Origin of the sequence: Motilibacter aurantiacus (genome assembly GCF_011250645.1) — a bacterium.
GTDB lineage: Bacteria > Actinomycetota > Actinomycetes > Motilibacterales > Motilibacteraceae > Motilibacter_A > Motilibacter_A aurantiacus.
This window is the reverse complement of the sequence record NZ_JAANNO010000009.1, coordinates 23,899-36,795: the sequence shown is the minus strand read 5'-3', so window position 1 is coordinate 36,795 and position 12,897 is coordinate 23,899. Positions and strand designations below refer to the sequence as shown.

General features: G+C 75.2%; 11 protein-coding genes and 1 pseudogene. 4 read left to right on the top strand and 8 right to left on the bottom strand.

Features of this window, described 5'->3' with window-relative positions:
• Window positions 1-118 precede the first annotated feature (118 nt).
• Together G9H72_RS15575 and G9H72_RS15570 are read left to right on the top strand one after the other, a co-directional pair.
• Window positions 119-496, top strand: coding sequence for an ATP-binding protein (locus G9H72_RS15575; RefSeq protein WP_166172723.1), 378 nt, complete (start codon window positions 119-121; stop codon window positions 494-496).
• A 31-nt stretch (window positions 497-527) separates the two neighbouring features.
• Complete coding sequence (locus G9H72_RS15570) at window positions 528-1,022, top strand: GAF domain-containing protein (RefSeq protein WP_166172721.1); 495 nt, start codon at window positions 528-530, stop codon at window positions 1,020-1,022.
• A 25-nt stretch (window positions 1,023-1,047) separates the two neighbouring features.
• On the opposite strand, the gene G9H72_RS15565 is transcribed toward G9H72_RS15570, so the two are convergent.
• Window positions 1,048-2,004 (bottom strand): hypothetical protein, encoded by a 957-nt coding sequence (locus tag G9H72_RS15565; protein WP_166172719.1) that lies wholly within the window; start codon window positions 2,002-2,004, stop codon window positions 1,048-1,050.
• A gap of 746 nt (window positions 2,005-2,750) precedes the next feature.
• Here G9H72_RS15565 and G9H72_RS15560 point away from each other — a divergent pair.
• Window positions 2,751-4,625, top strand: a pseudogene (locus tag G9H72_RS15560) (putative bifunctional diguanylate cyclase/phosphodiesterase); the annotation flags it as partial.
• A gap of 138 nt (window positions 4,626-4,763) precedes the next feature.
• On the opposite strand, the gene G9H72_RS21825 reads toward G9H72_RS15560, so the two are convergent.
• The 3 genes from G9H72_RS21825 to G9H72_RS22505 all read right to left on the bottom strand — a co-directional run bounded on the left by G9H72_RS21825 (window position 4,764) and on the right by G9H72_RS22505 (window position 7,619).
• Window positions 4,764-5,426 (bottom strand): response regulator transcription factor, encoded by a 663-nt coding sequence (locus tag G9H72_RS21825; RefSeq protein WP_231127122.1) that lies wholly within the window; start codon window positions 5,424-5,426, stop codon window positions 4,764-4,766.
• Entirely contained in the window at window positions 5,423-6,340 is a 918-nt protein-coding gene (locus G9H72_RS22510; protein WP_269205299.1) for a sensor histidine kinase, read from the bottom strand. Before G9H72_RS22510 ends, G9H72_RS21825 begins: the two co-directional genes overlap by 4 nt.
• A 571-nt stretch (window positions 6,341-6,911) precedes the next feature.
• Window positions 6,912-7,619: a hypothetical protein gene (locus tag G9H72_RS22505; RefSeq protein WP_269205293.1), complete on the bottom strand. Its 708-nt coding sequence runs from the start codon at window positions 7,617-7,619 to the stop codon at window positions 6,912-6,914.
• 330 nt (window positions 7,620-7,949) lie between these two features.
• Here G9H72_RS22505 and G9H72_RS15550 point away from each other — a divergent pair, with 330 nt between their 5' ends.
• Window positions 7,950-9,395 (top strand): sulfatase family protein, encoded by a 1,446-nt coding sequence (locus G9H72_RS15550; protein ID WP_166172713.1) that lies wholly within the window; start codon window positions 7,950-7,952, stop codon window positions 9,393-9,395.
• Between the two features lie 19 nt (window positions 9,396-9,414).
• On the opposite strand, the gene G9H72_RS15545 is transcribed toward G9H72_RS15550, so the two are convergent.
• The 4 genes from G9H72_RS15545 to G9H72_RS15535 all read right to left on the bottom strand — a co-directional run bounded on the left by G9H72_RS15545 (window position 9,415) and on the right by G9H72_RS15535 (window position 12,886).
• Window positions 9,415-10,323: a serine/threonine-protein kinase gene (locus tag G9H72_RS15545; RefSeq protein WP_166172711.1), complete on the bottom strand. Its 909-nt coding sequence runs from the start codon at window positions 10,321-10,323 to the stop codon at window positions 9,415-9,417.
• Window positions 10,320-12,089 (bottom strand): ABC transporter ATP-binding protein, encoded by a 1,770-nt coding sequence (locus G9H72_RS15540; protein ID WP_166172709.1) that lies wholly within the window; start codon window positions 12,087-12,089, stop codon window positions 10,320-10,322. The genes G9H72_RS15545 and G9H72_RS15540 overlap by 4 nt, the downstream gene beginning before the upstream one ends.
• A 98-nt stretch (window positions 12,090-12,187) precedes the next feature.
• Window positions 12,188-12,316: a hypothetical protein gene (locus tag G9H72_RS22500; protein WP_269205292.1), complete on the bottom strand. Its 129-nt coding sequence runs from the start codon at window positions 12,314-12,316 to the stop codon at window positions 12,188-12,190.
• Between the two features lie 222 nt (window positions 12,317-12,538).
• The gene (locus G9H72_RS15535) at window positions 12,539-12,886 is read right to left on the bottom strand and encodes a PepSY domain-containing protein (RefSeq protein ID WP_331272348.1); all 348 of its coding nucleotides are present in this window, start codon (window positions 12,884-12,886) and stop codon (window positions 12,539-12,541) included.
• Window positions 12,887-12,897 lie beyond the last annotated feature (11 nt).

Genomic DNA, 12,897 nt, shown 5'->3' with positions numbered 1-12,897 from the left:
CAGCGCGGCCCGGGGACTCGGCAGGGTAGACATGAGGGGCGTCGCGCTCGTGCTTCAGTCGCGGGCTCTCGTGCCGATGACACGCGGTGGACCGAGCAGGACCAGCCGAGGAGGACCGGTGGACTCGAGCAGCGTCGCGACCGTGCCACGTGCTGCGGAGTCCAGCGCCCGGCTGCGCTCCCTGCTGTGGACCACGTTCGCCTGCTGGGCCTGCGACCCCGACCGGCTGGACGACGCCGCGCTCGTGCTCAGCGAGCTGGTCGGCAACGCGGTGCGCCACGGCGAGGGCGACCTGATGCGCGTGCGGCTGCGCCGGACCGGGAACGTGCTCCGCATCGGGGTCCAGGACGACTCGGACCGGCGGCCGGAGCCGCGGGAGGCCTCCTTCGAGGAGGAGAGCGGCCGCGGCATGCTGATCATCGATGCGCTGAGCTCCTCGTGGGGGTGCGAGCCGCTGGCCGTGGGCAAGGTCGTCTGGGCAGAGGTGTCCTGCTGAGCGCAGGACCGTCGTGAAAGGGGCGCCGCACATGAGCGCAGCCGTCGAGGAGGGCCTCCGGGTCCGTGAGCTGCACCGGCTGACCGACCCCGCCGTGCGGCAGAGCGCCGCCGTTGAGGACCTGGTCGAGCGGGCCGCCGTGGCCGCCGGGGTGCCCATGGCCACGCTGAACCTGCTCGACGCGGACACCCAGTGGCAGCCCGCCACGAGCGGGTTCGCGGGCACGCCGGCGCCGCGATCGGAGGCGATGTGCGACGTCACGCTGCGGCTCGGAGGCCCCGTGCACGTGTCCGACGCGAGCGCCGACCCCCGCTTCGCCGACAGCCCCTGGGTGGACGGCCGGCTCGGCAACGTGCGGTTCTACGCCTCGGTGCCGCTGCGCACGTCCCGCGACCTCATCATCGGCACCCTCTGCACCTTCGACATCGAGCCGCACTCCATCGACGACGCGCAGGTCAGGCAGCTCGAGCAGCTGGCTTCCGAGCTGGTCGACACCCTCGAGAGCGAGGCTGACGCGCGCGACTGACCGCTCGCCCCGCCCTGGCGGCAGCTCAGCCGCTCGGAGCGCGGACGCCGTCCAGCAGGGCTGCGACGTCCGCGGCGAGCCGGTCGGCGAAGGGCGGCCCCTCCGGGGTCTCCAGCACGACGACCGGGACGCGCTCGACCAGGTCGGCGAGGAGCTCGAACTGGGCACGGGACGACGCGGGGTCCTGCCAGCCCACCACGCGCGGGAGCCCGAGCAGCACCGCGATCGCCTCGCCCGGTGGCAGTGGCAGCACCCGGGGGCCCGCCAGCCCGGCGCTCCGGCGGGGGACGGCAACCACCCGGACGGGCAGCGGCCCCGCCTCGGCCCGGCGCGCTCGCACGGCCGTACGCCCGTCCACCGTCGTGTGCGCGCTCTGCGGGCCGTCCACGAGCACGAGCGCGTCCGGCCGCAGCCTGGTCTCGACCGAGCCCGGCCAGCCCAGCGCGGCCCCCCCGCCCAGGCTGACCCGGAGCACGTCGTCGGTCAGCAGGCTCCAGCCCTCGCGGCCCAGCAGCGTCGCCAGCGTCGACTTGCCCGCGCCGGACGCCGCGACGAAGGCGACGGCGCTGCCGGAGCGCGCCACCGCGCTGGCGTGCAGCAGGAGCTCGCCGTCCAGCAGCAGCCGGGTCGAGACGAGGAGGCCGGTGACGAGCAGGGGCAGCACCTCCTCCGCCGTGCCGGGGGCGAGGTGCGCCACGACGTCCGTCAGCCCGGGGTCGGCGACGAGGTCCGCGACGCCGAAGAAGCGCAGCACGACCCCCCCGTCCGGGGCTCGGACGAAGGCGTACGGCAGCCCCTGGCCCTCCGGGCCGGTCAGGGGCACGCCCGCGGGTGCGGTCGCCGGCACCGGGCGCGGCTCGCCGAGGCGTACCCGCAGCTGCCGGCCGGGGTCGCCCGTCCACCCGACCGGAGCCTCGGGAAGCGTGAGGGCGACCTCGCTCGTGAGGGTGTAGCCGTGCGCTTGGTACGCCCGAGCGGCCATCTCGCAGTTCCTCCGGTCGGCGGGCGGCGGCGTGCCTTGTATAGCAGTGCGCGGTCCGCACGTCCGTCCGGTCCGGAGACGTCGCCGGTTCGGTGGATGCGCCGGCCGGCACGTCCACGACGGCCCCCTGCCGTGCCCCGCGCGGTCTCCGGCCCGAGCCCGCCTCCCGTCGCGGGGACGCGCAGCCGTTCTGCCACCAGCCCGAGTTGGCTCCCCGGCCAGCCGGTGTGCGTCGACGCCCGGGTCGGACCCGGTCCCGCCGCCTGCAATCACCAGACGCCGGGTTCCGGCATCGCCGGACAGGTGTACGCCGGACGTGCCCGGCGTGGCTGTGCCGGAGGGCGTGCCCGGCCGGCTCCCGGCCGGGGCCGTAGCCCGGGCGGCAGCCTCCCCCGGAGCAGGCCGCCACGAGGGCGCGCAGCCCGACGGCGGCGCGCAGCAGCGTCCCGGCTCGGCACGACAGGTCGCGCCGCGCGGCTCGCCGGCGTCCTTCTGTCGGGACGGGGGCCGCGGCAACCGCCGCCCGACCGCGGCAGGCACCGGCTGGGACGGCTCCGGAGGTGCCGCGGGCCCCGCGCCAACGGCCGAGGGGCCCCGCCGCGAGGGGCGCGAGCATGACGGGGAGAAGCGCAGGGTAGGTGCGCCGACACGGTCCAGCGAGCCGCCGGTCGTACCGGCCGCCTGCACGGGGGGCCGCGGTCCTAAGGGGGGAGCACGGATGCGCAGCGCAGTCGATCCTTGTCACCATGCCTGGCGGGCGCCGCTCGTCGCCGTGTGCTCTGGCCGTCGTGGTTGACGAGGCCGCGCTCGCCGCGGCCGTCGACGAGTTCACCGCCACGGTGGCCGGCGAGTTCGAGGCCGAGGACATCCTCTGCCAGCTCGCGCAGGCTGCCATCCGGGTGCTGGACGTGGACGGGGCCGGGGTCATGGCGCCGGCGGGCGGGCCGCTGGTGCGGTTCGTCTTCGCCACGTCGGGGGAGGCGGAGGGCCTCGAGCGGCTGCAGGAGTCCTTGCAGGACGGGCCGTGCACGGACGCGGCCGCCTCCGGCCAGTGGATCAACATCAGCGACCTCTCGGTCGAGGGGGACTGGCCAGAGTTCCAGGCCGCCGCGGTGCAGGTGGGGCTGCGGGCCGTGACCACCTTGCCGATGCGGGCGCGCGGGCGCACCGTCGGCGTGCTCGACCTCTACCGGCTGCGCCCGGTCAAACTGGACGAGAAGGAGCTCACCGCCGCGCAGCGGCTGGCGAACCTGGCCACGTCCTACCTGCTGGTGACGGCGGACCGGGACGCGGCGCGAGCTGCCCAGGCGAAGCTGGCCCACCGCGCCGCGCACGACCCGCTCACCGGTCTGCCGGTCCGCTGGGTCTTCCTGGAGCAGGTGGCGCACGCGCTCACCCGGCTGCAGCGGAACCCGGACCAGCAGGTCGCGGTGCTCTTCCTCGACATCGACGGTCTCAAGTACGTCAACGACACCTACGGGCACCTCGCGGGGGACCACCTCATCACGACGTGCGTGGGGCGGGTGCGTGCGGCGCTGCGCCCGTCGGACCTCATGGCGAGGATCGGCGGCGACGAGTTCGTCATCCTGCTCGAGGACATCGGCGGTCCCGCCGACGCGGCCGCGGTGGCCCAGCGCATCCTCGACGAGCTGTCGGCGCCGTACCGCCCGGACGGGGAGCTGATCGAGCCGTCCGCCAGCATCGGCGTGGCCGTCACCGACGCCGCGGGCCGCACCCCCGACGAGCTGATCGCCCACGCGGACACCGCGATGTACGCGGCCAAGCAGGCCGGGCGCCGCTGCTACCGCGTGTTCGAGCCCTCCGCGTACGCCGCGGAGCGAGCCCGGGTCAGCTCCCGCCAGGAGCTCACCTCGGCGCTCCGGAACGGGCTGCGCCGGGGCCAGCTCGAGGTGCACTACCAACCGATCCTCGACCTCGACGCCCTGGAGAAGCGCGCCGCCCACGCGCTGCCGGGCGGCTCGCCCGCCGGTCGCGAGGTGTGGGCGGTCGAGGCGCTCGCGCGGTGGCGGCACCCGGCGCAGGGCCTGCTGTCGGCCGGCGAGTTCGTGCCGCTCGCCGAGGCGAACGGGCTGATCGTGGAGCTGGGCTCGCTGGTGCTGCGTCAGGCCTGCCGGCAGATGGTGGCCTGGGACCGGGACCTGGGCGACGCCGCGCCCGCCCGCCTGTTCCTCAACCTCTCCGCGTCCGAGCTCGCCCAGCGCGGGCTCGTCGACACGGTGTCCGCCGTCCTCGCGGAGACCGGCCTCGCGCCGGGTCGGCTGACGCTGGAGATCACCGAGACCCAGCTGTTCACCGAGCCCGTGATCGCGGCCCGCGCGGTGGAGGAGCTGCGCCGGCTGGGGTGCGAGCTCGCGATCGACGACTTCGGCACCGGCTACTCGTCGTTGAGCAGGCTCGTGGAGATCCCCGCCGGCACGCTCAAGGTCGACCAGTCCTTCACCCGAGGCCTGACCGTGCGCGCTGACGCCGCTGCGGTGGTGTCCTCGGTCCTGCTGCTGGGCCACAGCCTGCAGCGCACGGTGGTCGTCGAGGGCGTCGAGGACGCCGCGACCCTCGTCGTGCTGCGCGAGCTCGGGGTGACGCACGGGCAGGGCTACCACTTCGCCCGCCCGCTGCCGCCGGAGGAGCTGGGCAGGGGCATCCTTGCGGGCACGGTGGGCGGGGTCGGTGGGCTCGCGTCCGGAGGCGTCGGGCCCGGGGGGGGTGAGGTGGCCCCGGTGACCTGGGGAGGCGGCCCCTCAGTGTGGGACGAGGCGGTAGCCCATCCCGCGGACCGTGACGATTCGCTCCGCGCCGAGCTTGCGCCGCAGGTAGCGCACGTAGACGTCCACCACGTTGGAGCCCGGGTCGAAGTCGTAGCCCCAGACGCGGGACAGCACCTGCTCGCGGCTGAGCACCTGGTCGGCGTTGCGCAGGAACGTCTCCAGAAGCAGGAACTCGCGGGCGGTCAGGTCGACCGTGCGCTCCCCGACGGTCGCGCGCCGGGTCCGCAGGTCCAGCGACACGTCACCGGCGCGCAGCACGGTGACCTCGGTGGTGCCGCCCGCGCGGAGCCGTAGCCGGATGCGGGCCAGGAGCTCCTCGAACCGGAACGGCTTCGGCACGTAGTCGTCCGCGCCGCCCTCGAGCCCGGCAACCGTGTCGGCCACCGAGTCACGGGCGGTGAGGAAGATGACCGGAAGCGAGCTTCCCGAACCGCGGATCCGACGTAGCACGGTGAACCCGTCGCAGCCGGGAAGCCCGACGTCCAGGACGAGCAGGTCGAACTCCCCGGTCAGCGCGTAGTCGACGGCCGCAGGGCCGTCCTCGACGACGGTGACCGTGAAACCGTTGCTGCGCAGCCCTTTGGCCACGAACATCGCGATCCGTGCCTCGTCCTCCGCGATGAGGATCCGGCTCATGCTCGCTCCTGTCCGGTCGGGCCTGTCATGGCCGTGTCGTCGGGTATCGGGATCTCGATGACGAACATCGCGCCGGCACCGGGGCGCGAGCGCAGGTCGACCCGGCCGTTGTGCGCCGCGGCGATCGCGCTCACGATGGCGAGCCCGAGCCCGGACCCCTCGGCGCGGCTGCCCGCGCTGCCGCGCTGGAACCGGGCGAAGATGCGGCTGCCCTCGGCCGGGTCGATCCCCGGCCCGGTGTCCCGTACCCAGAGCCGGGCGGTCCCGTCCTCCACCGTCGCGCCGACGGCGATCGTGTCGGCGGGGCCCGTCACCTTGAACGCGTTGTGCGCCAACTGCACGAGCGCCTGTGTCAACCGCTGCTCGTCCGCGACCAGGACCGCGTCGGGACGGGCGTCGACGTGCCAGTTGCGCGGGCCCAGCCCGCGCGCCTTGTCGACGACGGCGTCCACGAGACGGGCGAGATGCACGTTGCCCGGGCGGAGGAAGTCCGGCCGCTCCGACTTCGCCAGCAGCAGCAGCTCCTCCACCAGCCGCGACATGCGGTCGACCTCGTCGAGCAGCAGGGCCCGCGTCTCGGAGACGTCCACCGGGTCCGAGGCGTCCAGCAGCTCGAGCTGGCCGCGCAGGATGGTGAGCGGGGTGCGCAGCTCGTGGCCCGCGTCGTCGACGAACTCGCGCTGGGCGGTGAAGGCCGCCTCGAGCCGGTCGAGCATGGCGTTGAAGGTGCGGGCCAGCTCGGAGATGTCGTCCCCGCCCTCGACCGGGATGCGCTGCTGCAGGTCGCTGTCGCTGATCTGGTGCGCCGTGCGGCGCAGCAGGCGCAGCGGTGCGAGCAGCCGACCGGCGACGAGCCAGGCGGCTCCGGACAGCAGCAGCAGCGACACGACGGCGACCGCGGCGTAGACGCGCATCGTCTCGACGAGCTCGGCGTGCTCGCGCCCGACGAGCGTCGCCACGACGTACTGGCCGCGCTCCTGGCCCATGCGCAGGCCGAGGACGGCGAAGCGCACCTGCTCGCCGCCGACCTCGACCGTGCCGAAGCCGCTGCCGTCGACGTCGCGGACGGCCGCGACGAACTCCGGGTCACCGGAGAGCGGCGGCCCCTCGCGGGACCCCTGGACGAAGCGTGCCTCACCGTTCACGAAGGCCAGGACGCGCTCGTAGCCGGTGGGGACGTTGCGGCTGAGCGCGGTCTCCATGAGCCGGTCGAGCGACCGGAACCCACGCCCGGTCTCCGGGTCCACCCCGGTGCGCTGGAACTCGCGGAACTCCTCGATCTCCTGCGCGATGGACGCGTCGACCCGGTTGTCGATGCGCTCGGCCTCCAGGACGTACGCCGCGGTCCCCGCCCCCGCCAGGCAGAGCGAGGCGAGCAGGACCACCCAGCCGAGGATGCGGGCGCGCACGGAGCGGGCGGCGAGCCGGCGCCACCAGCGCAGCCCCGACCGGGCCGGGACGGCGGTGTGCGCCGCCGCGGAGCGGTCAGTCGTCGCCCCTGTCGTCGTCGTCCCCGCTGTCGCCCCCGTCGCCGTCGTCGCCGTCGTCGCCGTCGCCGGTGTCGTCGCCGTCTCCGCTGTCGTCGTCCCCGGTGTCGTCGCCGTCGTCGTCCCCGTCGTCGTCGGGCAGGGGGCGCCCGCCCTCGTCATTGTCCTCGTCATCATCCCGCGCGTCGTCGTCGTCCGCTCCCGAGCCGCCCGCCGCCCGCGGAGGGGCGGTCGCACCCCCCACCCGGCGGGGCGTCGGCCGCACCTCGGCCGGACGACGCTCCGGCGCGGGGGCCGAGGCGGCCGGGGCCGGCGGCCTCGGCGCCGCCCCCGAGCCTCCGCTCCCCGCCGAGCCGCCGCCTCCCGCTCGCCCACCGCTCGCCGGCGCCCCGCCTCGTGCCGGGCCCCGGGCTCCGGCCGAGCCGTCCGGGGGCGAGCCGGCCGACCGGCCCGCGACACCGCCGGGCCCCGGCGTGCGGGGCGCGGCCTCCCCGGACCGCGTGGCCGCGCCCGCCGAGGGCGGGGGAGCGGACGGGGTACGCAGGGACGGGCCCGAGGGGGCGCCTGCTGTCGGGGAGGGGATCACGAGCGGCCCGCCGAGGTCCGGTGGCGGGGACGCGCGGCCGATCGCCGCGACGGCCAGCACGGCCGCGCCGGCCACGGCCAGGCCGACGACGGCCGAGCCCGCCTTGACCCCGGAGACCATGGCCCGAGCGTCCCGCCCCCACGGGAACGCCGAATGAGAGCCGGATGAGAGAGCTCTCATGGACCGGGTCCCGACCCTCCCCTACCAATCCACTAGGTTTTGTTGACGAGCTACGCCGGACATCGCTAGGTTCGCGTCGTGACCGGCCGCGACCTGCTGACGCTCCCGATGCCCCGATGTCGGCTCGCGGGCGGACGCCGCCCGGCCTGAGGTGGCCGCGCCCGCACCCCTGTCGGCTCCTGCTCGACTCCCCGCTCGACTCCCCGCTCGACGCCGTGGCGCGCTGCCGCACGTCGTCCGCCGGGCCCCGATCCCTTTCGTGGAGGACCCATGCCCCAGCACGACCAGAGCCCCGTGGGCTCGTCCGACGGCATCTCGCGCCGCCGCTTCGGCGGGATCGTCGGCGGCACGATCGCAGGGCTGGCCGGTGCTGCGGGCGTGTCGAGCGCCGCGGCGCCGGCCGCCGCCGACATCGACCGCAACGAGCGGCCCTTCCGGTCCAAGCCGGGCGCGGGCTCCGGGCCCCGGCCGAACATCCTGTTCATCATCGCCGACGACCTCGGCTACGCCGACCTCTCGTCCTACGGGTCCCCGCACATCGAGACGCGGAGCCTCGACCGCCTGGCGCGGGAGGGCGTGCGCTTCACCAACGGGTACTCCGGGTCCGCGACCTGCTCCCCGACCCGGGTCAGCTTCTACACCGGGCGCCATCCGGGACGTACGCCCGCCGGGTTGGCCGAGCCCATCGCGAACCGCACGACGGGGCTCGACCCGGCACACCCGACGCTGGCTTCTCTGCTGCGGTCTGCCGGTTACGCTACGGCTCTCATCGGCAAGTGGCACTGCGGTGTGTTGCCGAGGTTCGGCCCGCTGAAGTCCGGGTGGGACGAGTTCTTCGGCAACTACAGCGCTGCCTCCGAGTACTTCTCCAAGATCGGGTTCCACGGCGACCACGACCTGTACGAGAACGAGCAGCCGTACGAGGACCCGCGCTACTACACGACCGTCCTCGCCGAGCGCGCGGTGCAGTACATCCGGCGTGACCACGACAAGCCGTGGCTGCTGAACCTCAACTTCACGACCCCGCACTGGCCGTGGCTCACCGAGGACGACGCGGAGGAAGGTGCGCGCATCGCCGCACAGATCCGTGCGGGCGGGAACGTGTCGGCTGCGCTCAACCACCGCGACAGCGGGTCGCTGGAGACCTACAAGAAGATGGTCGAGTCCCTGGACCGGGCCGTGGGCGACGTCCTCGACGCGCTGCGACGCTCCAAGCAGGAGGACAACACGGTCGTGGTCTTCGTCAGCGACAACGGCGGCGAGCGCTTCTCCAACAACTGGCCGCTGCGCGGGGAGAAGTTCGGCCTCTACGAGGGCGGCATCCGGGTGCCCACGATCCTGCGCTGGCCGGACCGTGTCCTGCCGCGACAGGTCAGCCACGAGCCCGTCTACAGCCAGGACTGGACCGCGACGCTGCTCGAGCTCGGGGGCGCGGCGGCGGACCCGGCGTACCCCCTCGACGGCAAGAGCCTGGCCGGCTACCTGCTACGCGGGGAGCAGGCGCCGGAGCGCGACCTGTTCTGGCGGGTCCGGGGGAGCAGGGCGCTGCGCCGCGGCGACTGGAAGTACTACCAGGGCTCGGACAACGTCCCGCGGCTCTACGACCTGGCCCGGGACGTCCACGAGCAGGCAGACCGGGCCGCTGCGGAGCCCGCCCTGCTGGCCGACCTGCGCGCGTCCTGGGAGCGGGTCGACGCGACGCTGCTGCCCTACTGAGGGCGGCCGGGCGAGCCGGTCACCCATCCGGGGCGTAGGCCGCCGCGGTGCTCCACCGCGGTTGCGTGTCGGCTGCGGGTGCGCGGACGTCGACCCCGGCGTGCTCGGCCAGCAGCCGGCCGACGTCCCGGAGGGGTGGCCGCTCCTCCGGGACGTCGGCGAGGCACCCGTCGATCACGGCGGCGAGACGACGCGGCAGCCGCCGGCGCAGCGCGGCCACCGGCGCAGGCGTCGGGAAGGTGCCCGCCGGGCTGGCGCCGCTCACGTCCTCCTCCGGCACGGCGGGCTCCCCGGTCAGGCACTCGTGGAGCAGCGCGCCGAGCGCCCACACGTCCGCCCCCGGGCCCACGAGCCCGCCGGCCGCCTGCTCCGGCGCGAGGTAGCCGGGGGTGCCGCGCACCCGCCGGGCGCGGCCGGGGCGGCGTGCCACGGACAGGTCGATGAGCTTCGCGCGGCCCGCCTCGACGACGACGTTCGAGGGCTTCAGGTCCAGGTGCAGGTAACCCGCGGCGTGCAGGAACCCGAGCACGGAGGCGAGCTGCACGCCGAGCAGGGCGGTGTCCGCCACGGCGAGCCGGCCCTCCTCGTCGAGGACCGCTGCCAGCGTGGCGCCCCCGAGCGTCTCGAGCACGACGGCGGGCCGCGGGCCGGGCACCACCTCGTACGCACGGACCAGGTGCGGGTGGGCCAGCCGGCGCAGCAGGCTGCCCTCCAGGAGCAGCCTCCGCCGGGCGCCCGCGTCGGCATACCGGTCCGGGCGCAGCGTCTTCACCACGCAACGGCAACCGCGAGCCGTGTCCCAGACGTCGTAGACGTCGAGGTCGCGGCCCCGGCTCAGCAGGGCGACGACGACATGGCCGGGCAGGAGGGGCTCGCCGGGCGGGACGACGCCCAGCTCGCGCAGCCCGTCGGCGGCCGGGGCCCTCATGCCGTCACCGCGGAGGAAGCGGCCGCGGGTGCGTACGCCCGCCGCGGCCCTTCCGTCAGGCGTCCCTCGTCCAGCACGAGCACCCTGTCCGCGGCCGCGACCACGAGCGGGTCGTGCGAGACGACGAGCACGGTGCGACCGGGGACGAGGCCCCGCATCGAGCCGAGGAGCAGGCGGGCCGACGGCTCGTCCAGCCCGGTGGTGGGCTCGTCGAGGACGAGCACGCGCGGGTCGCGCACGAGCGCCCGGGCCAGCGCCAGCCGCTGGCGCTGGCCTCCGGAGAGCAGCCGCCCTTTCTCCCCGACCACGGTGTCGACGCCGGCGGGGAGCGCGTCGACGAAGCCGATGGCGCCCGCGTCCGCCAGCGCCTGGCGGACCTCGACGTCGGTGGCCGAGGAGCGGCCGAAGCGGACGTTGTCGGCGATCGAGGCGTTGAGCACCGCGGCGTCCTGGGGCAGGACCGCGGTGGCGGCGCGCACGGTGGACAGCGTGAGGTCGCGCAGGTCCCAGCCGTCGAGCCGGACCGCGCCCGAGCCGGGGTCCAGCAGGCGCAGCAGCAGCTTGACCAGCGTGGTCTTCCCGGCCCCGCTGGGGCCGGTCAGGACGACGAGCTCGCCCGGCTCCAGGCGGGCCGAGACGTCCACGAGCGCCGGGCGGGCCGCGTCGGCGTAGCGGACGCAGACGGAGTCGAGGTCGACGACTCCGCGCGGGGAGATCGTGACGCCGTCGGGCGGCTCGGTCACGGCGGGAGGCGTGTCGAGCATCTCCAGCACGCGCTCGGCGCCCGCTCCGGCCGCGAAGACCATGCCGGACAGCTCGCCCAGGTCCCGCACCGGGGCGTACAGCTGGGACAGCAGCGTGAGGAACGCGAGCAGCTCGCCGAGGCTGAGCCGGCCCTGGATCAGCGCGTGCGCGCCGAGCGCGATGACGAGGAGCACCCCGGCGAGCTGGAACAGGTCGATCACCGGGCCGAAGAGCGCTCGCACGCGGGCGGCGGAGAGCTCGGCCCGGAGCGCGGCGTCGGCCTGGCTGCGGTAGCGCGCCACCTCGGCATCCGCCCGGTCGTTGACCTGCAGCAGGACGGCGTTCGACAGGGCCTCCTCGGCCACCGCCAGCAGCTCGCCCGAGGCGCGGCGCTTCGCGCGGGACGCGCGCCGCAGCAGCCGGGCGAACGCACGCGCCGCGACGTAGAAGGCGGGCGCGACGACGAGGGCGACGGCGGCCAGCTGCCAGTCGAGCACGAAGAGGAGTGCGGTGAACAGCCCGAGCCGTACGACCGAGCTCACCAGTTGGGCGGTGCCGGCCACCATGAGCGTCTCGATGGCGGCGATGTCGCCGCCGAGCCGGGCCAGCAGGTCGCCGAGGCGCCGGCGGTCGAGCACGTCCCCGGTCAGTCGGCACAGGTGGGCGAAGAGCCGGCACCGCAGGCGCAGCAGCATCCGTTGCCCGACCGCCGTGGCGAGGTAGTCGTCGAAGAAGGAGAGCGCGCCGCTGAGGACCGCGAGCCCCACGAAGAGCGCCACGACGAGCGGCAGCGGGCCCCAGTCGCGCGGGACGAGCACCTCGTCGACGAGCGCGCCGAACAGCCAGATCTCCGCGGCCTGCACCGCGGGGACGGCCGCCAGGCAGGCCAGCCCCAGCAGCAGCTGCAGCCGGTAGGGGCGGACGTCGGGCCAGAACCGGCGTACGACCTGCCGCAACGGGACCGGGGGCGTCTCCGGCACGAGGCCGAGCCCCTCCCCGAGCGGCAGCAGTCGCCGTGCCATCCACGTACACAGCGCACTTCTCACGAGTTGTCCTTCAGCCGTCCGGGCCGGGAGGCGGCGGGGTGCCGCCGCCTCCCGGCGGGGTGGGTACGGACGGGTCAGGTCGTGGTGCGACGACGGGGGCGGCGGCGGACGACGCGCCGGCGCCGCTTCGGGGCGCTGGTGGTGTCGCGACGGGAGCTGGTGCGCGCCGGCTGGAGCGCGGCGAACAGACCGGACCGTGCCATGTGTCCTCCTGGGTTCCCCGGGTCTGCTGCCCGGATGCCGAGAACTCTGGCCACGGCCCGTGAGACGTCCGTGAGCCGTGCATGAGCGGTCTCTCATCTGCCGGTGCCCCGCGCCCCCCACCTCACGTCCCCCGCTGATCATCACCACCGGGTCAGCTGTCCACCTGGGGAGAAGTAGCGAGGTCGTGCATGATCAGCGCGACAAGGGGTGGGGGACGGGGGTCAGCGCCTGCCGGCCGAGCTCCGCTGTCGCGCCGCCAGGGCCAGGTCGAGCACCACGAACGCGAGCAGGCTGGCCCCGAGGACGGGCAGGAACCACCCGATGGCGGCCCCCATCACGACGACTGCGACGACCGCGGGGAGCGGCGCGGAGCGCAGCGCACCCCGCGGCACCGGCCGCCCGACGGCGAACGTGCCCGCGAGGTCGGGCCGGCGCTGCCACCACATCCGGTAGCCCCACACGATCATGCAGAGCAGCCCGATGGCGAGCGCCACCAGCAGCACCTGGTTGACGACCCCGAACGAGCCCATGTGCGCGTCGATGCCCCAGCGCGCGAGCTTCGCGGCCACCGGCAAGTCGG

Coding starts and splice junctions, on each gene's coding strand:
- G9H72_RS22500 (WP_269205292.1), bottom strand. CDS start 12,316: ATGGCACGGTCCGGTCTGTTCGCCGCGCTCCAGCCGGCGCGCACCAGC.
- G9H72_RS22505 (WP_269205293.1), bottom strand. CDS start 7,619: ATGGTCTCCGGGGTCAAGGCGGGCTCGGCCGTCGTCGGCCTGGCCGTG.
- G9H72_RS22510 (WP_269205299.1), bottom strand. CDS start 6,340: ATGCGCGTCTACGCCGCGGTCGCCGTCGTGTCGCTGCTGCTGCTGTCC.
- G9H72_RS15545 (WP_166172711.1), bottom strand. CDS start 10,323: ATGAGGGCCCCGGCCGCCGACGGGCTGCGCGAGCTGGGCGTCGTCCCG.
- G9H72_RS15565 (WP_166172719.1), bottom strand. CDS start 2,004: ATGGCCGCTCGGGCGTACCAAGCGCACGGCTACACCCTCACGAGCGAG.
- G9H72_RS21825 (WP_231127122.1), bottom strand. CDS start 5,426: ATGAGCCGGATCCTCATCGCGGAGGACGAGGCACGGATCGCGATGTTC.
- G9H72_RS15550 (WP_166172713.1), top strand. CDS start 7,950: ATGCCCCAGCACGACCAGAGCCCCGTGGGCTCGTCCGACGGCATCTCG.
- G9H72_RS15570 (WP_166172721.1), top strand. CDS start 528: ATGAGCGCAGCCGTCGAGGAGGGCCTCCGGGTCCGTGAGCTGCACCGG.
- G9H72_RS15540 (WP_166172709.1), bottom strand. CDS start 12,089: ATGGCACGGCGACTGCTGCCGCTCGGGGAGGGGCTCGGCCTCGTGCCG.